Source organism: Novosphingobium sp. IK01 (assembly GCF_033242265.1).
In the GTDB taxonomy this organism is placed as follows: Bacteria; Pseudomonadota; Alphaproteobacteria; order Sphingomonadales; family Sphingomonadaceae; genus Novosphingobium; species Novosphingobium pituita.
Genome location: NZ_BTFW01000002.1, coordinates 79,034 through 100,814, shown reverse-complemented (window position 1 = coordinate 100,814; position 21,781 = coordinate 79,034). Strand labels below are relative to the sequence as shown.

Sequence of the window (21,781 nt, the reverse complement as noted above, 5' to 3'; positions counted from 1 at the left end):
TTCGGGCGGGTTCATCCGCTGGTCCCCGTGGAGCGCGAGACGGTGCCGCCGCTGGCGCCAGCACCACCGCCGCGCCCGCTCGCGCCTGTCAGGCGGCGGAACATCAGCCGGTTCGCGGCGAGGTTCATGCCGGTTTGCAGGAAAGCATGGCCGCCCGAAGACGCCCCGCCGGCAACGCCGGAGGCGATCGAGGGCGACTGGAAAAAGAAGATCGTGCCGACGATGTAGATCGCGCAGCACGAGATGGTGGCGACGATCATCATGCCGGTGTTGAGTTCGGAAAATGTGCCCTCGGTCTGGATGAAGTTCGAGCCGTCGCCGATCGCGCCAATGATGCCGTCCATCGAGGCTTCCTGAAGCCCGGTGATGAATTTGGTCATGATCGCCATCACGACCATCAGCAGGATGTAATTGGCCGTCTGCTTGAGCCACCCGTCGAACAGCCAGCGCGAGGAGTTGAACAGCAGGCAGGCCAGCGCGAGAGGTGCCAGCGCGACGCAGATCGAGACGGCCAGTTTGGCAAAGATGATGATGCAGAAGCCCACCGCCGCCGAGAGGAAGGCAAAGATGTAGAGCACGGCAATGCAGGCATAGGTGATGAGAGCGGCGCGAAGCTGGATCAGCGGTGTGCGAAAATCAGTGATGCCTTGCGACGGCATGGCTTGAATGGCGGCGTTCTGCTTTTCCATCCGCGAAGCCAGCTTTCCCGTGTCCGAGACATAGGTGTCAAAGATCGTGCCGGGGTTCGTCACCGCAGTGCCCGATCCGGCCGAAATGATCTGTTGCGGCAGATTGGTCGCGATGTTGACGACGAAGGTGGAGTAGCCGACCGCGCTGGCCGCAGCGATGGCGAAACCGACCTTGCCAGCCTGATACACCAGTTCACGCAAGGGGGCCTGGATTGCGCCGCGCAGCACGGCAAAGCCGAGCAGCAGGAAATAGATGGTGGCGGCGACCCCCAATGGCGCAGCCACGAAGCTGACCAGCCCTGAGCCGAAGCTCGACACAGCCGAGTCAATCGCCGTTTCGACATAGCTATACATGGTCGTGAAGAGGACCATGAGATTGACGGAGTCGGTGGCCATGGTGGAAACCTCGCGGATGGGGGTCTGGGCGGTGGCTTAGAGGCCGTTCATCTTCTTGACCGCGAGCGAGCGGGCCGCCTCGCGCGTCGTGAAGCACATGTTGTCCTTCTGCGCGGCGGGGAGCTGGCTGTATTCGCCGGTGTCACATTTTCCCTGCCAAGCCTTGAGGAGCTGGCCATCGGCCATGAGCTGATCGGTCGTGGGGACAGATACCGACTGCTTTTGCTGGCAGCCGCACATCGCGAGGACGAGGCACAGGGCGGAGATTTTGCGCATGGATTATTTCCTCAGGGTGTTGGTGTCATAGAAGTTGCTGGCATTGCGCGCGGCGCTGGTTTCAGCGGTCGAGATCGCGAGTTGGCTCTGACCGGCCTGTGCCAGTTGGATCGCCTGCAATTTGATCTGATCGTTCTGAAGCTGGGCCTGTTCGACCCCGATCCGGGCCTGAAGGTCCATGACATCCTTTGGGTCTTTGGCGCTGTTGAGCTGGGTGCGGAGCTGATCGAGGCCCTGCATACGGGTCTGGGTGATCGAAAGCGTGTTAGCCCCCAACGCCGCGGTTGTGGCGGCCGAGCCGGTGGCGTCTTTCAGTGCCTGATTGTAGGCCGCGTCGGTGCTGGAGGAGGTCGAGGCCGAGATGGTGTAGCGCGACTGGATCTGCGACGCCTGAGTGCCCAGCGTGCCCAGCTTCGTCAGGTCGCCTGACAGCAAGGTGGTCGCGTCCATCGTGGTGGTGGGCAGGATATTGCGCACTGAGGAATCGATCAGGCTGGTGGCTACCGAATTGACGTTGGTGAGCTTCTGCAAGGATTGCAGCTGGGTGTTGGCGGTCGCGATCGCCGTCTCGCCCTGCTGGACCATCTTGAGCGTGTTGGAAACGGTCGACAGGGCTTGAAGGTAGTTCGAGCTGTCATAGACGGGGATGCCCTGCGCACTGGCTGGCGGTGAGGGCAGGGCGAAAGCGATCGGCGTGATCACCAGCGACATGATGGATGGCACCTTCATCTCAGCTTCTCCTCTCATTGGCGTAGAACAGTGGGAGCCAGGCGGCGGGATCGGTCCCGGCGCGGGCGATGGCCGCCTCCATGACGGCCAGCGTTTCGGCGCGGCCCGACAGCACCGAGAGTTCATCGCCCATGCCGCCCAGGTCGAGTTTGGCGACGATCGAGGTGTTGCCCTGCTTGATCAGAAAACAGCGGCTTTCCGGCGTCAGATCCTCCCGGATCAGGCGATATTCCGCTTCGGTGAGGCCCAGGCCATCACAATAATCGGCGCGCTTGGCGTCCGAGTTGGGCAGGAGGATCTTGGTCGCGGTTTGCTCGATGATCGAATGGGCGATGGGGGAGCGCAGCGCGTCTGCCGGGGACTGGGTGCCGAAGACCATGAAGGCGTTGCGCTTGCGGAAGGTCTTGAGCCCATCCTGCGCGAAAGCGCTGAAGGCTTCATCCTGTAAAGCCTTCCAGAACTCGTCGATGTCCACGACGACACGTTGACCATCGAGGAGATCATCGACGCGGTGGAAAAGGTAAAGCATAATGGGCGTGCGGATTTCGGGATTTTCGAGGAAATCGGTCATGTCGAAGCCGACGAAGCGTGCGGCCATCGACACTTCATCGACCTGACCATCGAAGGCCCAGCCCATTGGGCCGCCCAGGCACCAGCGTTCGAGCCGGGCGCCGATCCCTTCGGCATCGGCATGGCCCAGCATCTCGCGCAGCGCCCCGATCGAGCGGGACGCTGCCGGCAGGCGCATCACGGCATCGAGGCCTTCGTCAATCAGCCGTTCTTCGGCGACTGACAGGGGACGGCCCTCGCGGCGCACCAGCACGCGGACGAAGCGACGCAGGAAGGCCATGTTGTCATGGCTTGGTTCCAAACCCTTGAGCGGGGCAAAGCCGGTTTGCTCGCCATTGCGGAGGGTCAGATAGGTGCCGCCGCAGGCGCGCACGAAAATTTCCGCGCCGCGATCCTTGTCGAAGAACACCTGCTTGGCCCCGGTCTTTTCGAGCTGGGCTTGCAGGAAGTTTTGCAGCACCGTCTTGCCGGCGCCAGTCGGCCCGATGATGAGGGTATGGCCGATGTCGGCCCGGTGGAAATTGAACCAGAAGGACGAGCCAGCGCGCGTCTTGAGCAGCGTCACCGCCTCGCCCCAATGGTTGCCGGATTTGCGACCCGCCGGGAAGGTATAGAAGGGATTGAAAGCCGCGAAATTGCGGCTGTTGATGACGGCAGGCCGGGCGCGCAGCTTGAAATTGCCGGGAAGCTGCGCCCAGAAGGCGGCTTCCAGCGCGACATCCTCGCGCGCCATCACCATGCCGGTATCGGCGGCGGCCGCGCGGGCGATCGACAGGCGATCGAGCAACCGGCGCGGATCATCGTCGATGACGGCGATCGACAAGTGATGTTCCCCCATGACGAAGCGGTTGGCCATCAGATCGTCAACGCCGTCCAGCAGCTCCTCGGCCTGGCTGACACCGGCATCGTCGGAGGACACCATCTGCTTGTATTTCTTGGTGAAGCGCTCGCTGGCAACGGACTTGACCAGCGGCGCGAAGCTTTGCGTGAGCACATAGGGGAAATCGAGCGTCAGCAGGCTGTTGAACTGGCCGCTGCGCGTGCTGGCGACATATTCGCGCACGCCGAACATGCCGAGGAAATGGCTCTTGTCGGGCAGGCGAATTTCAGCCGCCTCCCGGCCGAAGACGATGCGCGAGCTGTAGAGGGCCTGGCCGAGTCGTCCACTCACCAAGGGCACGCGGATACGATCGCCCGTCAGGATGAAATGCAGAACTTCCATCGGCTGCGAGAACAGGACGCCATTATGCTCATAGAGCGACAGGCGCTGGGGGTTCGTGTCGGCCAGCAGGCTCTCGAAGTCGCGACATTTGTCAGCCATGATCGCCAGGGCGCGTTCGTCGATTTCGGCACCGGGCTGACGCTTGCCGAACAGGCGCGAGATCTGATCGCCGGCCATGTTCGAGGGGCGCACGATGATGCTCACATAAAACTCGTTATGGTAGAGCACCTTGTCCTTCAGCCGCTCGGCGTAGCGATCCTGGAGCTTCCTTGCGAAATCCGAATGAAACTGGCCGTCGAGCACCGGATCGGTCGCGGTGCGGACCAGATGGGTCCAGAGCGCCACGCGATCATCACCGATCGAGCGCCAGGCGATGTTGAGCTTGTTGTGCCAGGTGTTGAGGTCGGCAATGTCACAGGTCTCGAAAGGGCGCCCGTCCACGCGGTACATCCGCATCAGCGAGCCATCTTCCAGCGCAACCAGTGTGTCATCGACATGGCGGGTGTAGGGGATGAACTTGATGTCATCGGCCTCGCGCTGGGCGACCTGTTTGTGCTTGAGGAGGAACCTAGTCATTGCCGAAGTGCTTCCGCTTCACGCCGGCGCCGAGACGGACGGGAGCATAGCTCCCGCCGCCCCAGAACTTGCGGTTTTTGGACAGGAAGATGGTCTGAAACCACAGACCCCACAGGCGGAATGCGTTGTAGTCGTAATGGACCACCATGCGCGCCGGGAAGTAGAGAGCGCCGAACATGGCGAGGGGGAAGAAGGGATTGTGCATCACCCCCCAGAACACCATGCAGACCATGACGATCGGCAGGATCGCCTCAAGCGGCAATCCCATGAACACCGATGGCCGGGTGAGGGCGAGAAACACCTTATCCTCGGCGATCTTGTCCATCTTAGCTGCTCGACCCGCCCATCCAGCCAACGATGGTGGAGGCAGAGAAGATGATACCAATGCCGATCAGCACAGTGACGGCTTTTCCCCAATCCATTCGGCCGGTCAGCTTGGCATAGCCAACGGCCATGATGGCGATGATGCCGACCACGGAGGCCACGGTCGTCATCCATGACTTGATCGTGGAAAGGCCCGTCTCGATCGAGGTGCCATCGGCCAAGGCCGGCTGTGCCAGCGAAACAAGGGCGAGCGCACCGGCAAGGCCAATGATCTGGCGCGCGCGCTGATCGGTAAGGATCTGCCGGGCGGTGTGGCGGGAGGCAATCGAAAGCATCTTCATGGCTGTTCACCTTTCCAATTCTGGGGGCTGGACTGGCTCGATCTGTCGAACAGGCGTCGGCTCACGAACCGAGACATCAAGGCCGCGCCGCAGCACGTCCGAGATCATTTGGCGGCTTTCGAGATTGGCAGCCGCCTGGCCGGTGGGATCGCCGGGGAACACCTCGGCGATATGAAGTTCCATGACCTCTTGTGCCTCGCGCGCCCGCGCGAGCCTGGGATCAGCGGAAATGGTTTGGGCCGAGCCGTTGAGAAAGAGGTCGGCCAACGCTTCGTGTTCTGGGCGCTTTGCCTCTTCCTGTGATGCAGGGTGGCGCGCATCGGCATCATGGGGCCGAGACTGTGCGGGAACGGGGCTGATAGAAGCCTGCTTGTCCCGCTCCCCGTAGATTTCCTCGACCAGCGCCGAAGCGGTTTCCCGCATCATGACGGCGCGTGGATCGCCAGCCTGTTCGAGGGCCTTGATGCTGCGCTCAAAGGCGCGTTCGAGTGTTGCCCGGTCTTCTACCGGCGTGGCGGGTTCGACCTGCGAACCAGCGATGTCGCGGCCGTCGCGAGCGATCGCGTTGGGTTCTGCTTTTGCGGCTTCGCGCTCGGCTGTGCCGGCGACCTCCGCCGCTGTATCGACCGCACGCGCCGCGGTCTCTTCGCTGCGCTGGCGCGCTGCTTCCCGCTCACGTCGCTCTGCCTCTTCTCGGCGCAGGATTTCCATGCGCTCGCGTTCGACAAAGCTGGGTTCGTAGCCGCCGACCGTCAGGCCTTCACGCGAGGCTGCTTCCCAGACGCCCTTGCGAAATTCGGGGGATCCCTCGACATCGATCTTCTCCCAGCCATTATGACGGGCGAGCTGGACGAGGCCGGCAATCGTCTCGCGATCTTCGCGGCGGGCCACGATCCTCTCCTGCGTGATTTCCAGGGCAGGGGCGGCAGTGTCACCGCCGATGAACATGCCGATCCGGCGCTCGCCCTCGGCCGGCCCCTCAATGACCCGTATCTGATAGCGATTGGCCAGATCCTCGGGAATGTCGAAGGCAGGGCGCTTGTCCGGGGCCTGCGGCCTCTCCTCGCTGGTGGGCGCTATGCTGTTGGTCTCGCTCATTTGAACACCTCGACGCCCGAAGTGACCTGCCCCACGACCCATGCCTCGGTGCCGCTTGCCTGTGAGGCTGGGGCGCTCTTGGCACCGATTTCGGCCGTTGGCGCCACGGGGAGGGGAGGGGATGTGGTGACGGCCCCTGCGGCAATGGCATTGGCCCAAACGCGGCGGACGTAGCCATTGCGCAGCCCGCGTGTCAGCGACCCCGTGTTGTACAGGGAATAGGTCGCCGAAATGGCATCGAGCCCCCCATAACTGCGGCTTGCCAGCGCGTAGCTGTCTTGCAGGATGCGGGAGGCAAGTCGAAGGTTAGTGCAGGGATCAAAGACTTGCTCGATGCTGGCACCCAGACGCGCGAAATTGGCAGAGTTGACCTGAGCAAGGCCGACATCGACCGTGTAGCCGGCGGCCATATAGCGGCGGACCAGCGCCGCACCCTCCGCGATTGTCGTCGCCTGGACACGCGGCCCTTTGTTGACGTTGATCCGCAGGTCATCGCCACCGCTTTCGGTCATGACCAGCGGTACAACCGCTTCTGTGGCGATTTCAGGCGCGCAGCGCTGCGCCAGTTCTGCGATGGCAGCCAGCGCATAGATCATGGCGCCACCGTGGGGCTGGTGTTGGTGATGGTCTGGGTCTTGGTGTTGACCGTATAGCTGCTCACCGAACCGTCAGGGGTGGCGACCTGCAACTGATAGCCGTCGCGGATCTTGCGGGTCGATGTTCCTACGCCGCCTTCCGTGCAGGTCGGGAAGGAGCCACCAAAGGCAAGCGTCCTCCAGAGTTTGGTGATGGGCGCGACGCATTGTGCGTAGGTGGTCGGCGAACCTGGTGTGGCCAGACAGAGAATGACCTGACAGCCCCAATCGGAAGCACGGGCCGGTTGAGGCGCGGCAAAGCTCGCCAATCCGGCACCCAGGAAGGTGACTGCACCCAGGCCGCCGGTCCAACGGCTCAAACATCTCACGATCATGATCCACCTCCATGGCCAGCGCGCCATTGGGCCAAGGCGAACACATCCCAGTGGGGCGGAGCTTTGGCCGTGAGAGACGGCGCGGATACGGGCGCGGTTGGCGCATCTGCGTTTGCCAGTGTGGTGGTGGGAACCGCGCCATCTGACGTTGGTGCGACGATCCAGTCCTCATCGCCCTCCTGCTGACGGATATGGTCGATGACTTGACCAGGCCGGGCGAAGGCGACGTGCCAATGGTTGGAGTGGCCGGGATCACCCGGCCCGAGCAGTTCGAGCAGGCGAATGCCGCGAGCGGCCATCAGTGCGCGGATTTGCGCGCGCGTGATCGAGAGCACGCCGCCTGCCGGCACGAAATCGACGGCCTGGCCGACCTTGTGCCAGCTATGGAGCGCCCCATAGCTGGCGTTGACTGGGCGCAGGGTGTCGGTGATGCGGGCACCGAAGGCTTGATGGACCAGCGCGGCGATCGTCGAGACGGTGGGGGTGCTGCTTGCGGCGATCGACCCCGGTGCATCATCGACATGGCTCAAGGCGCACGGATCGAAAACAGATGCCGACGTGACGCCGTAGCTGGCGAAGTCGCGTCCATTGATGGCCAGCGGTCCAGCGTCGAAATCCGCCCCGAGCGCCAGAAGATCGCGCACCGTTGCTTGCGCATCAGCGGAATTGTCAGGTTGGTGAAGGAGTTGAGCGCCGGAGTGAATGACGACGGCGTACAAGTTTTCGCTGTTTTCCGGCTGTAATGTGGCCGTGCTCAGCCCTGCTGCGCAGAGGTGAATTGCCTTGGCCATGAGTCCCGCTGGAAGCATCGGATTGCCCCGTTCATGAGTCCAGATAAACAAATGAACGATATGGACCCACATTGCAAGAGGCTTCGGCGATCCGTGGCGAGGAACGGATCAATTGAAAATGAGCCAGGTTTGAAGGGCGGCTCCCCATGTTGATGGACCAGCGTGTCTCGCTTAGAAGGTTGGCAAATCCGCGAGGCTGACTGTTGCTAGGTTCGCGCTGCTATGAGGCTCCACGATTGACTATTGTTGCTTTTCTCGCCGAGACACCCGGATCGGCGACAATCGAAGAACAGAAAGCCCAGGTTGACCCGGACGATTTTGTTGTTGTCGCGGAGCACCGGAGCTTTAGCCAATTGGCCGATCTGCTTGCCCAGGCTGGATCGCCTCTTCAGGCTGGCGATCGGATCAAGATCCATGCGCTCAACTGCCTGGGCCTCTCCACCGACATGCTGGTCCGCTCGTTTTCCAAATTGTTGCAGGCGGGGGTCGACATCGAGTTGGCGAGCCCGCCACTGGTTATCGAGGCCGGGCAAACAGGCAGCCATCTGTTGATCGATGCTCTGGATGGACACTACCGGCATATCCATGGCCTCAAGACGCATCCAACCGAGCGCGGCTCAAAAGGGCGTCGTCCGGTTTTGACCCCTGAGCAGATCCCCTTGATCCGTGCCCGTATGGCTGAGCCAGGGGTGACAGCTTCCATTGTCGCGAAGGAATTGGGGATCGGCCGATCAACCCTATTCGGCTATCTCGAACGCTTCGAACGCGATGGCGGCCTCGATCGGGATCATGAGATTGGCAAGGGGAGTGCCCAGGACGCTGGCGATCAGGGCCATATCTCTGAGAGTGATGCGGGCTAACTGGCCTTTCAGGATATTCTCAATTCTGCCCACGGGAAGCGAGCTTTTGGCCGCCAAATCCGAAGGTGTAAGGCCCAAATCGGCGAGGGTCTTGGCGACCCGATTGCCAAATCTGTGGCGCAGTGTTGTCCCATCCGTCACATTCACACCTCGTCGCTGCGGCGTTGCGCCAGCCAAGTTTGCGACCATGTTTTTGTTGGACGGAGACTAATGCTTGTTGCGATGCTGTCGCAAACGAGTTCGTCCCGAAAAATATTCGGCTTATCTTGTTATTTTTCGTTCTGATTCTCGTTCTCGGGGCGGATCATATCCCACGCCTCAAGGCCAACGGCCTGCGCCAGCTTAACCATCATATCGAGGGTTGGATTGGCCTGCGCCCGTTCGATCTGAGAGATATAGGCGGTCGTGATCCCGGTTTGCTCAAAGAGTTGTGCTTGCGTCAAACCAAGCTCTTCTCGACGCTTTTTGAGGCGCGCGCCGAACAGGATAGCGGCGGGCTGGACCACATCATCCAGACGCAAAAATTTGGCCATCGGGTACTCGGTTAAACTGCGCCCCTAGGTCTGAGGCGGCGGAAAGTATGCTTAACATAAGCGCCAGCTTCCCATCTTGCAGCATAAATTAATTTACAGCGAATCGCCTGCCGTAAATTGACAAGCTTGCCGCATGGCGATTACTCTTCAGCCATGGCACGTCCCCGACCCAAGACTCCCGGCCTAACGATGAAGGAGCTGGTACAGCAGCAGCGGGCGGAGCTTTATGCGACGGGAAACCGGAACCTTAACATGGCGGTCTCCGAAGCGACGATCCAGCAGATCGATAGGCTCAAGAAGGAATACCGGCTGCGTTCGCGTGACGCCATCGTTGCACGCATCATTCGCAAGGCGAGCGTAACGGTCAGCCTCGACCACTATGTGCAGCGTGCGGCCAGCTCCCCCGATACGGTCTATCGCTGGATCTCGCCGATTATCGCCATCGAGCTGGTCGATTACGTCAAGGAAATCCAGAAGCGCTTCCGCAACCTGAGCCTTGGCTCTGCCTTCGAAATGGTGTTCGCTGAGGTTGGGCATGATCTGTCAAACCCGCCAGTCCAGCTTGAGTTGATCGAGGCTCCAAAGCCATGACCGCCTGGGCTCCATATTTGTTTCATGGTGCGGCGACCCGTGCAGTCTGCGCGCCATTCGTCCGCGAAAGCACGAATCTGGAGCAAAACTTCGTGCTTTCGCGGACCAATAATTGCGTGGTGGCGCCATGAACGGGCGTGCCGAGAGTCAGGGCGAGCTGTTTTCGCTCGATAGTCCGCTTCTGACCGAGGTGCGCGGCGAGCGATCGCTGATGGCCTACCCTTTCTTCGCGCTGACCAAGACGGCCTGGAAAAAGTCGCTGGTCTACAAGACCGATACGGTTTCGATCGAGATCGGCCCCGGCCCTCGCGGTGTTGCAACCATCTACGACAAGGAAGTTCTGCTCTACATCGCCAGCTTGCTGGCGGCAAAATCCGATGCCGGCGAGCCCGTCTCGCAGGACTTCTATTTTACCGCACACGACCTGTTTCGCGTGACCGGCGTGAACAGCTCTTCGCGATCTTACACGCGGCTTTCCGACGCGCTGGAGCGCCTGCAAGGCACTCAGATTAAAACGAATATTGAGGCAGGAGGTGAAGGCGAGACCGGCTTCTTCTCCTGGCTCTCCGAGGCCCGGCTACAATACACCAAGACCAAATCTGGGGATCAGCGGCTCAAGGCCGTCAGGGTCCGTCTGTGTGATTGGCTCTACCGCGCGATCCTGCGCGACCGTGAGGTTCTGGGCTATTCGCCCACCTATTTCCAGATCGGTCCCGTTGAGCGGCGTCTCTACGAGGTCGCCCGCGCGAGCTGCGCGCCAGGGCCGGTCGAAATGGATATTGAGGAGCTGCGGCTTCAGCTCGGCTATCAGAACTCCCTCAAGCATTTTCGGCACGCGCTCAAAAAGATCGCGGATGAGGATACGATCCCGGACTACCGGATCACGATGAGCGAAAGTGCCGTCAATACAGAGGCAAAGCGTCCAGGACGCCGCGCGGGGCTCACCAAAGTCACGATTTTGCCGAAAAACTCGGAGCCGACGTGCTGACCGGCAGACGCCGGACGGTTGATTCGGCGCCGAGGGCAGGTTTTGAGCGAATTGGTCCGCGAAAGCACGAACCAAAGGTCCGCAAAAGCACGAAGGTGCAGGGCATTGGTCCGCGAAAGCACGAGCTTTTTCCGGCATTGGTCCGCGAAAGCACGAGTTTCTGGTGCTTCCGCACATCCCTTGCCACTGGCATTAATCATCTTCGCAATCAGCGGCCGGTTGGCCGAGCGCTCAATGCACAGAAAGGATGGGCTGTGAGCACATAAACAAATGCCCGGCACGAAGGCCGGGCACCCGAGAGGTTAGAAGGCATCGTTTGGCGACGATGCAAGGTGGCCGTTAGGCGCTCTCAACACCCCCCTTCTAGCCGGATTTGAAGATTCCTTCAAGGGTGCGTGCTTCGTGCCACGGATGAGTTTTGCCTGCTGACGGCCTCTCACCTGAGGGGACGAACGATGGAGCTTACCCTGCAATCGCCTGCCCGACCGGCAGGATCAGTGATCGAGGCGTTACAGGCCGAAGGCGTGTCCTATGATGACATTCGCATGGGGCTCGATCTTCAGGAGGTGCAGCGCAAGGCAGGGGTGCCTGTTTTGCCCTTGCGAGTTATCTGCGGGCTGGATGCGCCGCAGCGCCGCAACAACCAGATTGGCAACGCCCGCGTGCTGGCGGGCACGCCCAAGCCGCGCGGTCGTAAAGGTGGGCTCCACATCACGCGCAACGAAGTGTGGGCGAACAGCGTCCGGACGGGGAGCGATGAGGAAGCCGAATTTGCCTCGCCGCTAACGCAGCGAATGCGCGCCCGCCTGGTGATCGCCGGCAAGCGTGTCCTCAAGCTCGGCCGCAAGCTCGCCTGCGAGGCCCGCGCGGGCGAGCGGGCGCTCACCGATCGCGAAATGAAGCTGGTCTGCTACACGCCATCCTGTCAGCAGATCCTCATCGAGCTTCTCGACAATGAGAAGTTTCGCAAGGGCTGGTGTATCCCGGCCTATGAGACGATCATGGGGTGGACGGGCCTTTCGCGCAGCACGATCTATCGTTCGCTTCGAACGCTGGCCGACATCGGCATGATCGAATGGATCAGGCGTTTCATCTACACGCAGGACAAGGACGTGGGCGCGCGATCGACCCAGACCTCCAATCTTTACCGCTTCCGCCTGCCGGACTGGCTGGAAAAGCTGGTGGGCCTTCACACGCCCTTGCCTGCCGATGAAGAAGATCGGCGCTCCCAGGCTGCCGAAGAACATGCAGCCATGCTTGCGACTTTACCGGCGGCGGAACGTCGCCGCGCCCTGCCTGCCGATGAGGTTGATCGCGCAAGACTGGTCGCTGCGGGGCTGCGTGTTGATCTGCGTCTTGCCGCCGAGCGTAAGGCCCGTGAGTGTCACGATGGTCTTCCTCCTCTCATAAAGGATTATATTTATAAGAATGGGAAAAGCGGAATCGGCCTAGTCGGCCGATATGCTTTGCCCTGACGGGCCATGATGCCGATCCTTCAGCTCAAACCATCAACCATCCCGCTCAAAAGCAAGGGCAGGACCGTCGCCTAACGGCGCCGGAATGCTCCCCAGAGGGAGCAAGCCGAGATCAAGGCGTGCAAATTCGACTGTCCATTTTTGTTGCATAGTATATAATGGACTCATGACCCATACGCCGGAAACAGCCGCGCGCCAGATTGTCCATGATCTGAAGGGCACCTGGCATCGCAAGCACGGGATGGTCCGCTGTCCTGCCCATGAGGATGCCCGAGCATCCTTGTCTGTGACGCCTGGCCGGCAAGCCGTGCTGTTCCATTGCTTTGCCGGTTGCACGCAAAGCGCGATCATGGCCGCGTTGCGGGATTTGCGGCTCAACCCGAAGGTCCGCGCCCGCGATCTTGTTGATGCCGCCCCGGCTCGCGATCTGACCCCGCTGATTACGGACATATGGGGGATGGCCAGACCGGTCGCCCGGACCATCGCCGAGCGCTATCTGAACCGGCGCGGCATCGGGCATTCTTGCGCAGGTCGGTTTACGCCCTCCGCCGTGACCTATGAGAATGGCCGCAAACTGCGTTTGCCAGCTCTTCTTCTCCCGATGACCGAAGGGCGCGATTTGCGCGCGTTGCTGCGTATATTCCTCGACCCCGATGGCGAGAAGGCGCGATGCCTCGATGGCGCGAAGCGAACGCTGGGTGATACGCGCGGAAGCATCATCCAGCTTGGCGCGCCGGCTGATGTGACGATGAACCTGGCCGAAGGGTTTGAGGACGCGGAATCTGCGATGGTTCTGAACGACCTTCCCGGTTGCGCGGCGGTATGCGGCGTTGAGCGCTATCGCGAGATCACCATTCCTGACCATGTGCGCCGGGTTGTCATCTACTCTCAGCATGGCAAGGCCGCGGCCGATGGGATCGCGCGTGGGCACGACAATCTCACCGCAAATGGTCGCTTGCTCGACATCGTGCTTCCTCCGCCAGGCGGCGATTGGAACGATGCGCTGGTGGCCCGAATGGCGATCCGGGCGTGAGAGCGCGGGCGCTTTTGGGCGGCGGCGCGGCCTTGCTTTTCGCGGCCACGCAAGTTCCGCTTGGCGGCAGTCATCTTCAGGATGGCAGCATGTCTTGTTTCGGCCTGGCGCCGCCTTCGGCCTGTCACGCCTTTACCGGGCTCGATCAGATCCTGCGCGATCCACAATGGCCAGGTCTGGGCTCGGGCCAACGTCCATCAGCCAAGGGAGTGGACCATGCCGCAGAACATCGCTGAGTTTCGGATCATCGGCCGGATCGGCAAGATCACGCCGCGCGACAAGGTGATCTATGTCACCGTCGCGGCCAATTACAACCGCCGTGATGGCGACGGGTGGAAGAGCGACCCTCATTGGAACAGCGTGGTCGGCTTCTCGAATGTCCGTGAGCAGATTGAGGGTGCTGACAAAGGCGATCTGGTTCACATCACTGGACGAATGCGCGAAACCAGCCACGGGGAGGGCAACGAGATTGCCTATCGGACGGAATTGATTGCTGACACCTTCTCTGTCCTGGCAAAGGCAGGCGGCGAGCAGTAATTTTTCCCAAGCGGGAGCGGCTTGGCAGCACGGCTCTATCTCCACTGCGTTCCGACCGAACCCGCCGAGCGGTTTCGTCCCATGCGGGCAACGATCCTCGCTCGAAGCTGAGGCCGCCAGGGCGGCCACATTGGGGTCGTTTGCGGGAGGGGGCGAAATCCTACGCTCTCATGACTGCCATCCGAGACGCTGACCGAGTTTACTCCTTCGCTGGTCGCAAGACCAGCGGTCGCATTGACCTTGGCGGGTGTGCCGCGGACGCCTGATCGACGACGATTGATCATGCTCTCATCCGCGGGTTGGTTACCGCACTACCCGTATCCGTCGCTGGGCCTATCCTCCGTCTAAGTTCGGGCGTCGGACGAACCTGCCCCACCGTACATCGTGGATTGCCCATCACAGTCGGGTGCCCGCGGCACGCTGGCCAAGGCTATGCAGTTGGTGCGCTGGCGCCTCCTCTCGTTAATGTCGTGCGCGGATCAGCCGGCTATCGCCGGCGACACCCGACGGGCGATGTCCCAGGCATAGCCGACCAGTTCACGCGCGATCGCGGTGGTCACCTTGGGCTGAGGCTTGCCCGTGGCCGCCAGGCGACGGTAGCGCTGGCACAGGCGAACCTGCGCTTTCCACCCGATCACCTGGATGTCCTCGGGCAAGTCGATGACCCGCTCACGGTAGCGTCGTTCCTCGCGAGCGGGCAGCCGATACGACCAGCCCGCCTCGATCAGCATGGTTCGTGCCTGCGCGTTGCCCGCGCGGGTGATCCGGCCCCGTTTGGTCCGAGCGCCGCTGGAGTGCTCGGACGGCACCAAGCCGACATACGCCATCAGTTGCTTGGGATTGTCGAAGCGGGTGAGATCGCCTACTTCAGCGACCAGCGTCGCAGCGCTGACTAGCCTGATACCGCGCAGGACCTGTAGATTGCGGACCAGCGGCGCAAAACACCATGCGTCCACCGCTTCAGCCAGCGCCGCTTCTAAGCGCCCGACCCGTGCCTGCGCCTCCAGCACCCGCTTCTGCATTTCCTCGAATGCCAGCTGTTGGTGGGGAAAATCGAACCGCTGCTCGGACAACCACCGCCAGTACATTTTCGTCCAGGCCGCCTTGCCGCCGAAACGACGATCATGACGCAACAGGAAGCTGCGCACTGTCTGCTTGGCTCCGATGGCATCGTCTTGCGCGCTGCGTCGCGCGCGGATGAGATCGCGTACCGCCTCGTGCGCTTCGTTCGGTATCCAGATTGCGGTGAGTTCGCCAGCGCGTAGCAGCCGCGCCAGGGTCATCGCGTCACGCCGGTCCGTCTTTACATGGCCTCAGTGCATTATCGGGACACAGATATACAGTAGATTTTGGCGCTGACTGCGGATCATGGCAGCAGCCGATTTTGCTACATGACGGGTGACGGGGGAGCGTTCGCGATACCGGAATATACGCAGCGTTCGGACGGCAGATTCGCGAACTTGATTTCCAGCTTGCCTTTGTCGGTCCGGGTGAAATGCACCGCCGGCAAGATGATCCAACCGTAAGCCGGTCGTCCATCGACCTTCACAACGGGCAATGTCGGCAACTCGGCCACATTCTTCACGCTATATAGCCTTGCAGCGTTCAATTGCACATTGAGAACCTGGAGCGGCATCGACTGCGCAGGGTGAGTGCTACAAGCTTCAATCCAGATTGCGCGCCCCTCCGGTGTTACCAAAGCTCGGACCGGGATAGGATCGCGGGTGGCATCGGTATCTGCAACACTTGCCATATCGAGATGCGATCGCAGCAGATCAATCGACGGTCGTTCGGCAGAGGTCGGGATGCTTCCTCCATCCACCTGTTGCGCCGCCTTGAGCAAGCGCGCCGAATATTTTCGGTATCCGAATAGCGTTCTGGACGCTTCGGCCCAAAATTCGATTTCTTCGCCATCTGCGATGACTGGAATGCGCTTTTGATCTTCCAATTCGAGAAGGCGAATGAGCGGGCGATCATCGAGATATCGTAGCCACTTGCGGGCAGCTAAAGGATCGGTGGGCAAAGCTGCTTCCGCCAGCGCCAATCGTGCTGCGCCGCCCCCACGCTTGCTTTGGGCCAGAGCATCGAGATACGGTCTCAAACCCGCGCGTTCGACATTACCCAAAAGGCTGTTATCGATCCCGTCAGACCAACGTGCCTCTGGCCCGACCCCGGTGTGGATGCGAAAGCGCAGATAATAACGCCGGGCTTTCGCCACGTTTTTAGCGCCTGCGGCTCCTGATTCATAGGCGAGGCCAAGCCATTCGAACGCATTCGTGGCGCCTCGCCATGCATCTGGCTTTTCATCGACCAGATATTCCATCAGGGCAACGGCTTCCTTAGCGTGGGCGGGGCACTTCAGGCTGGCATCCCCATCCATCATCCGGTCGTGGACTCCCGTAGCCGGAGCCAGAAGGCCTTTGGCAATTTGATAGAGATCCTGGCCGGCGTCTTGGTCCAATGCGTTGGACGGGCCTGAAAGCAGAGAAAGCCGGGGCGCCAGGTCCATCGGGAAAACGCGGCCGCGCCTGTCGGTTTCGATCCAACCGCCGGTGCATTCCGGTAATGCCGCGGTGATTATCCGGATACTTTCGGAGGGCATCGGCGGGGAGGCATAAGATGGTACAGGCATGGCCAATATCCCTGCGACCATAAGCTTCTTGAACATTTTCACCGATTTGCCCCCTGATAGGCTGCCGCTACGATACGCGAAACAGTTGGTTGACTGACACCGAAGATACGGGCCATCTCGGCGGCAGATTTGCGGCCAGACATCACACTTTCGGCAATCTCGGCTCGTTGTTTGGGATTGAGCTTTGGCCGGCGGCCGCCGACCCGCCCCTCCGCACGTGCCTGGTCCAATCCCGCCTTCGTCCGCTCTCGGATCATGGCGCGCTCGAACTCGGCAAAGCTGCCAATCATCTGCATCATCATGCGGCCCGCTGGTGTGGTTGTGTCGATGCTTTCTGTGAGCGAACGGAAACCCGCTTGCGCCGCCTCGATCCGGTCGAGCAGATGCAGCAAATCCTTCAGTGATCGCGATAGGCGATCGAGCTTCCAAACCACGACCACATCCCCGTCGCGGAGCTGATCGAGCATTCGGTGAAGTTCCGGTCGGTCCCATCGTCCGCCGCTGGCAGCCTCTTCGAAGATGCGTTTGCACCCTGCATCCTTCAGCGCACGCATCTGCAGGGCGGTACTCTGGTCGTCCCCTTTGGAGATGCGCGCATAGCCGATCAGCATTCCAGCCTCATTCGCAAACGGTCGTTTTTGAAAGAGATGCGGCCGAGGCCAAGTGGACTGCGGTTGCGTCTTTCAAAATCCTATTTCAAAACTTTAATGAATGGAAAGACGTTTGTGAAGGGATTTCAGCCTTGCCAGCACGCATTTCGATGACGGATCGGCAGAGGGAGGCGCTTTTGTCTCTCCCGGCTACCGAGGGAGAGGTCGTCACCCATTATAGCCTCGATGATGGCGATCTGCTCGCCATCGCGAAATCGAGGACACCGGCAACCCGCCTTGGCTATGCATTGCAACTATGCTGCCTGCGTTTTCCAGGTCGCTATTTACGTCGGGGCGAAACGCTGCCAGCGGTGATGCTGGTCGCGTCCGTCAATGTGGTGTAAATTCGGGTGTGGCCATCGGGCTGCATTTTCAGGCGACCTTGGGTGTAATCTGTAGCGGCTGAACCTCCTCAATGATTGGTGTGGCGAGGGCTGCCATGCCCTCAATCTGCATGTAGCGGTGCTGGAGTTGGTATTCGTCGTTCTGCTCGAGCAGAACGGCGCCGACGAGGCGGATGATGCTGTCCTCGTTCGGGAAGATGCCGACGACATCGGCACGGCGCTTCACTTCCTTGTTCAGGCGCTCGAGCGGGTTGGTGCTGTGCAACTTCACCCGGTGCTGCTCGGGGAAGGCCATGTAGGCGAGCACGTCATGCTCGGCGTCGTCCATGCAGGCGCCGAGCTTCGGCCAGCGGGCGCGCAACTGGTCGGCGACCTGGCGCCAGACCTGTGTTGCGGCAGCGTGATCGGGCTGGAGGAAGACCTGGCGGATGGCGGCGGCAACAACAGTGTTCTGGCCCTTGGGCACATAGGCCAGGGCATTGCGCATGAAGTGGACGCGGCAACGCTGCCAGGTGGCGCTGAGCACTCGGGTGATCGCCGCCTTGAGGCCCTCGTGGGCGTCGGAGATCACCAGCTTCACGCCAGTCAGCCCCCTCCGTGCGAGGTCCTTGAGGAAATCGGACCAGAACACCTCAGCCTCGGAAGGGCCGATGTGGAGGCCGACAATCTCGCGCTTGCCCTCGGTGTTGACGGCTACGGCGATTATCGCGGCGACGCTGACGATCCGCCCGCCCTCGCGCACCTTGAGGTAGGTAGCGTCGAGCCAGAGGTAGGGCCAATCGCCGGTGAGCGGGCGCTTCAGGAAGGCATGGACGCGCTCATCGATGTCCTTGCACAGCTTGGACACCGAGGACTTGGAGATGCCGCTCATACCCATGGCCTGGACCAGTTCATCCACGCGCCGGGTGCTGACGCCAGCAATCCACGCCTCTTGGATCACCGCGACCAGCGCTTTCTCAACGGTCTTCCTCGGTTCCAGAAAGCCCGGAAAGTAAGCGCCGGTCCGCAGCTTGGGGATCTTGAGGTTGAGCGTGCCGAGCCGGGTATCGAGGCTGCGGTCGCGGTAGCCATTGCGCCAGGTCGTCCGGTCGCCGGATCGTTCATGGCGGCCAGCACCGACCAAGCCGTCAACGTCGGCTTCCATGATGATCTGCAAAACACTCTCTGCGATTGTGCGCAGAAAATCTCCATCCCCGGTCTTCGCCATCAGTTCGGCAAGCGGTAGTCTGTCGTCGGTCATCGAGATCAACTCCTCGGTGGGCGTGTGAAGTGTGGTAACTCCACCTTACCGATGAGCCCGGTGGCCACCGAGATCGAAATCGCATGGGGTGGGGCATGCCCCACCCCATGCGATCGCCTCAATCTAAACCGGAAATTACACCACGAGCGCGGACGCTAACGTGATGCTCGATTACATCGCCGAACAGCTCGACATCGATGCCGATGTGATCGCCGCATTCGCTCGGCGAGGCCCGACCCGCTACGAGCAACTTGCGACCATTAAACGCAACCATGGCTTCCGGGATCTGTCCCGTCCTATGCGCGAGCAACTTGCGGCGTGGCTGGAAGGAGAGGCAGCCATCACCGTCGATGGCCCCGCACTTCTGATGCGGCTGATCGGGAAAATGCGCGCCGAACGCATCATAATACCCGGTGTCAGCGTGATTGAACGCATGACAGCATCGGCATTGCATCGTACAGATAAGGCATTCGCGGAAAGAATATACAACCAGATCGCAGGGGCCACCCGCCAAAGGCTGGAAACAATCCTGTCGGAGAAAGTCCACGACCAGCAAAGCCGGTTGAGCTGGCTGAGGGCGCCACCCTACCGGGTCAGCGCAAGATCATTGCTCGAACTGCTCGACAAGATAGATATGATCCGGCGTGTCAGCCCATCCAAAGCGGCGATCCCGGAGATTTCACATCCGAGAATGCGGCAATTGGCGCGCGAAGGAGTGCGCCTCACGGCCCAGGCCATGCAGCAAATGTCGCCCACTCGTCGCGTGGCGACGCTGGTAGCCACCTTGCGCGAACTGGAAGCCACGACGACCGATGCCGCGCTTGGGATGTATGGCTCGCTGGTCGGACGCGCGAACCTGAAAGCACGAAAGCGGCTCGAAGAGACGATTTTGGCAACAGCCGACCAAGGACGCGAACGGCTCACCCGAATTGCAACCGTACTTGAAGCTATGACACAGGCGTTGCGAAAAGGTGGCGATGTCGCTGAGGCCGTGGCGACCGTTGCCAGCCTTGACGTGATCGAAGCCGATGCCCGCGTCATCCGCCGCACGACGAAACCTGGCAAGCCAGATGCCGTTGGCGAGCTTGGCCCGGAATACCGGATTTTCAAGCAGGTCGGTCCGCGCTTTCTGGAGAGCTTTGTGTTCGAGGGTCGGCGAGCGACCAGCGCCTTGCAAACCGCCATGGACATATTGATCCAACTGGGTGGAAATTGGCGCAAACCGCTGCCGGTGGATATTCCGCTGGGGCATATAGAACGACGATGGCACCGCCACCTGTTCGCCGATGGCAAGATCGATCGAACATACTGGGAGCTGGCGACCTACTTTGCTGTAGCAAACGCGCTTGCTTCCGGCGATCTGTGGGTTCCGACCTCGCGAATGCACCGCGCTCTCGAGGATCTGATCACCCCTGCCTCGGGCGCAGCGTCCATGAGCAGCCCTGCACTGCTGCAATCCAGTACGCCCGACTTCGAGCAGTGGATGGCGGCTAAGGCCGGGCAGTTGGATCAGGCATTGTTGTCAACCACGAAGGGCCTGTCCGGTAAGGATGCAGCCTTGTTCGCCGGAGACCGGCTGCGCTTTCCCAAAATGCCGAAAGACGAAGAGAACGATGACCGATCACGCGAAAATGCGTTGCGCGTTTATCGCCTTCTGCCAACAGTCCGAATTACGGATGTCCTGCGTCAGGTCGCGCACTGGACCGGCTTCATTGACCATTTCACGCATGTCTCGACTGGGATGCCGCCGAACGACGAAAAGGCATTTCTCGCCAGTCTGATTGCCGAAGCCACCAATTTGGGGCTGACGCGCATGGCGGATATTTGCAATGTCGCTTCACGACGCGCCCTGTTGCGCATGCAGACCTGGCATATGCGGGACGAAACATTCCGCGCGGCTCTTGCCACCCTGACAGATGCAATAAATGCCGAGCCGATTGCGGCGTGGTTCGGCGATGGATGGCGGGCATCAGCCGATGGTCAGCATTTCTATCTTGGGGGGCAAGGCGAAAGCGGTGGAACGGTGAACGCGCACTACGGTCGGGATCCGATCGTGAAGATATACACCACCATCACCGACCGCTACGCCCCGCTTCATCAAACGGTTATCGCCGGAACAGCGGGCGAGGCGATCCATGCACTTGACGGCATTCTCGGCCACGGAAGCAGCGTCGAACTTGGAGCTTTGCACGTCGATGGCGGCGGGGCATCCGATATAGTCTTTTGTGTCATGTCCATGCTCGGCCTCAGCTTCGAGCCCAGAATCCCGCGCCTGTCCGACCGCAAGCTATACGCTTTCGAACCACGGATGCGCTACGGCAAGCTTGGACCGCTGTTTGGCCATCGGCTTGATGCAGACCTGATCCGCAGCCATTGGGACGATATTCATCAAATCATCGTTGCCATGCGCAACCGTGTCGTCACGCCCTCGCTGATCCTGAAAAAGCTATCGGCCTACCGGCAGCAAAACAGCCTTGCCGCCGCCATGCGGGAAATTGGCAGGATAGAACGCACGCTGTTCACGCTGCGATGGTTCGAAGATCCCGCCCTCCGCCGACTGGTCACGGCGGAACTGAACAAGGGTGAATCCCGCAATACTCTGGCGCGCGCCGTTGCCTTTCATCGCCTTGGTCGCTTTCGAGATCGAGGCGCGGAAAATCAGCAGGTTCGGGCAGCGGCGCTCAACCTGGTGACCGCCGCGATTATCCTGTTTAACTGCAAATATCTCAGCCGCGCATCCGAGGCCCTTCGCATAAACGGTCAGCCTATCCCGGAAGATTTGCTGTGCGAACTTTCGCCATTGGGTTGGGATCACATCAACCTGACCGGTGACTATGTGTTCTCGGATAGCGCCATGCTGGACAATAACGGATTCCTACCGCTTCGGGTCAGCAGCGGGTGACGCTACGGCGCTAC

Annotated in this window: 22 protein-coding genes and 2 pseudogenes; 8 read left to right on the top strand and 16 right to left on the bottom strand. The window is 60.9% G+C overall.

Annotated elements, in window-relative coordinates; translation table 11 throughout:
• Positions 1-11 precede the first annotated feature (11 nt).
• From SBI20_RS16805 to SBI20_RS16760, 10 genes are read right to left on the bottom strand one after another with little or no spacing between them, the layout of a single operon-like run.
• On the bottom strand, positions 12-1,085 hold the full coding sequence (locus tag SBI20_RS16805) for a TrbL/VirB6 family protein (RefSeq protein ID WP_317976243.1): 1,074 nt from the start codon (positions 1,083-1,085) through the stop codon (positions 12-14).
• Positions 1,086-1,121: 36 nt separating this feature from the next.
• On the bottom strand, positions 1,122-1,361 hold the full coding sequence (locus tag SBI20_RS16800) for a hypothetical protein (RefSeq protein ID WP_317976242.1): 240 nt from the start codon (positions 1,359-1,361) through the stop codon (positions 1,122-1,124).
• A gap of 3 nt (positions 1,362-1,364) precedes the next feature.
• A complete protein-coding gene (locus SBI20_RS16795) occupies positions 1,365-2,072 on the bottom strand; it encodes a type IV secretion system protein (protein WP_317976241.1) in 708 nt (235 codons plus the stop codon).
• Positions 2,073-2,091: 19 nt separating this feature from the next.
• On the bottom strand, positions 2,092-4,458 hold the full coding sequence (locus SBI20_RS16790; RefSeq protein ID WP_317976240.1) for a VirB4 family type IV secretion/conjugal transfer ATPase: 2,367 nt from the start codon (positions 4,456-4,458) through the stop codon (positions 2,092-2,094).
• On the bottom strand, positions 4,451-4,783 hold the full coding sequence (locus SBI20_RS16785; protein ID WP_317976239.1) for a VirB3 family type IV secretion system protein: 333 nt from the start codon (positions 4,781-4,783) through the stop codon (positions 4,451-4,453). Before SBI20_RS16785 ends, SBI20_RS16790 begins: the two co-directional genes overlap by 8 nt.
• A gap of 1 nt (position 4,784) precedes the next feature.
• Positions 4,785-5,123, bottom strand: coding sequence for a TrbC/VirB2 family protein (locus SBI20_RS16780; RefSeq protein ID WP_317976238.1), 339 nt, complete (start codon positions 5,121-5,123; stop codon positions 4,785-4,787).
• A gap of 6 nt (positions 5,124-5,129) precedes the next feature.
• Positions 5,130-6,221: an LPD7 domain-containing protein gene (locus SBI20_RS16775; RefSeq protein ID WP_317976237.1), complete on the bottom strand. Its 1,092-nt coding sequence runs from the start codon at positions 6,219-6,221 to the stop codon at positions 5,130-5,132.
• Positions 6,218-6,817, bottom strand: a complete 600-nt coding sequence (locus SBI20_RS16770) for a lytic transglycosylase domain-containing protein (protein WP_317976236.1) — start codon at positions 6,815-6,817, stop codon at positions 6,218-6,220. Before SBI20_RS16770 ends, SBI20_RS16775 begins: the two co-directional genes overlap by 4 nt.
• The gene (locus SBI20_RS16765; RefSeq protein ID WP_317976235.1) at positions 6,814-7,191 is read right to left on the bottom strand and encodes a hypothetical protein; all 378 of its coding nucleotides are present in this window, start codon (positions 7,189-7,191) and stop codon (positions 6,814-6,816) included. Before SBI20_RS16765 ends, SBI20_RS16770 begins: the two co-directional genes overlap by 4 nt.
• Positions 7,188-7,982, bottom strand: coding sequence for a muramidase (locus SBI20_RS16760; protein WP_317976234.1), 795 nt, complete (start codon positions 7,980-7,982; stop codon positions 7,188-7,190). Before SBI20_RS16760 ends, SBI20_RS16765 begins: the two co-directional genes overlap by 4 nt.
• A gap of 236 nt (positions 7,983-8,218) precedes the next feature.
• On the opposite strand from SBI20_RS16760, the gene SBI20_RS16755 reads away from it, so the two are divergent.
• A complete protein-coding gene (locus SBI20_RS16755) occupies positions 8,219-8,842 on the top strand; it encodes a helix-turn-helix domain-containing protein (protein ID WP_317976233.1) in 624 nt (207 codons plus the stop codon).
• Here SBI20_RS16755 and SBI20_RS17610 read toward each other — a convergent pair.
• Together SBI20_RS17610 and SBI20_RS16750 are read right to left on the bottom strand one after the other, a co-directional pair.
• Positions 8,822-9,031, bottom strand: a pseudogene (locus tag SBI20_RS17610) (helix-turn-helix domain-containing protein); the annotation flags it as partial. The gene SBI20_RS16755 and the pseudogene SBI20_RS17610 sit on opposite strands and share 21 nt — an antisense overlap.
• A gap of 80 nt (positions 9,032-9,111) precedes the next feature.
• Positions 9,112-9,375, bottom strand: coding sequence for a helix-turn-helix domain-containing protein (locus SBI20_RS16750; protein ID WP_317976232.1), 264 nt, complete (start codon positions 9,373-9,375; stop codon positions 9,112-9,114).
• Positions 9,376-9,564: 189 nt separating this feature from the next.
• Between SBI20_RS16750 and SBI20_RS16745 the strand changes: the two genes are divergently transcribed.
• The 5 genes from SBI20_RS16745 (at position 9,565) to SBI20_RS16725 (ending at position 13,999) form a co-directional block, all read left to right on the top strand.
• Positions 9,565-9,966, top strand: coding sequence for a hypothetical protein (locus SBI20_RS16745; protein ID WP_317976231.1), 402 nt, complete (start codon positions 9,565-9,567; stop codon positions 9,964-9,966).
• Positions 9,967-10,093: 127 nt separating this feature from the next.
• Positions 10,094-10,954, top strand: coding sequence for a replication initiator protein A (locus SBI20_RS16740; protein ID WP_317976230.1), 861 nt, complete (start codon positions 10,094-10,096; stop codon positions 10,952-10,954).
• 455 nt (positions 10,955-11,409) lie between these two features.
• Positions 11,410-12,429, top strand: a complete 1,020-nt coding sequence (locus tag SBI20_RS16735) for a helix-turn-helix domain-containing protein (protein WP_317976229.1) — start codon at positions 11,410-11,412, stop codon at positions 12,427-12,429.
• A 166-nt stretch (positions 12,430-12,595) separates the two neighbouring features.
• A complete protein-coding gene (locus tag SBI20_RS16730; RefSeq protein WP_317976228.1) occupies positions 12,596-13,462 on the top strand; it encodes a DUF7146 domain-containing protein in 867 nt (288 codons plus the stop codon).
• A gap of 216 nt (positions 13,463-13,678) precedes the next feature.
• The gene (locus tag SBI20_RS16725) at positions 13,679-13,999 is read left to right on the top strand and encodes a single-stranded DNA-binding protein (RefSeq protein ID WP_317976206.1); all 321 of its coding nucleotides are present in this window, start codon (positions 13,679-13,681) and stop codon (positions 13,997-13,999) included.
• Between the two features lie 479 nt (positions 14,000-14,478).
• Here the strand turns inward: SBI20_RS16725 and SBI20_RS16720 are convergent.
• The 3 genes and pseudogenes from SBI20_RS16720 to SBI20_RS16710 form a co-directional block, all read right to left on the bottom strand.
• A pseudogene (locus SBI20_RS16720) lies at positions 14,479-15,309 on the bottom strand (IS110 family RNA-guided transposase); the annotation flags it as partial.
• 77 nt (positions 15,310-15,386) lie between these two features.
• Entirely contained in the window at positions 15,387-16,673 is a 1,287-nt protein-coding gene (locus SBI20_RS16715) for a hypothetical protein (protein ID WP_317976227.1), read from the bottom strand.
• Entirely contained in the window at positions 16,670-17,242 is a 573-nt protein-coding gene (locus tag SBI20_RS16710) for a recombinase family protein (protein ID WP_317976226.1), read from the bottom strand. The genes SBI20_RS16715 and SBI20_RS16710 overlap by 4 nt, the downstream gene beginning before the upstream one ends.
• Positions 17,243-17,373: 131 nt before the next feature.
• Between SBI20_RS16710 and SBI20_RS16705 the strand changes: the two genes are divergently transcribed.
• The gene (locus SBI20_RS16705; protein ID WP_317976225.1) at positions 17,374-17,625 is read left to right on the top strand and encodes a DUF4158 domain-containing protein; all 252 of its coding nucleotides are present in this window, start codon (positions 17,374-17,376) and stop codon (positions 17,623-17,625) included.
• Between the two features lie 28 nt (positions 17,626-17,653).
• Here SBI20_RS16705 and SBI20_RS16700 read toward each other — a convergent pair whose 3' ends face one another.
• A complete protein-coding gene (locus tag SBI20_RS16700) occupies positions 17,654-18,865 on the bottom strand; it encodes an IS256 family transposase (protein WP_317976224.1) in 1,212 nt (403 codons plus the stop codon).
• 163 nt (positions 18,866-19,028) lie between these two features.
• Here SBI20_RS16700 and SBI20_RS16695 point away from each other — a divergent pair, with 163 nt between their 5' ends.
• Positions 19,029-21,767, top strand: coding sequence for a Tn3 family transposase (locus tag SBI20_RS16695; protein WP_317976223.1), 2,739 nt, complete (start codon positions 19,029-19,031; stop codon positions 21,765-21,767).
• The last annotated feature ends 14 nt before the right edge of the window (positions 21,768-21,781 follow it).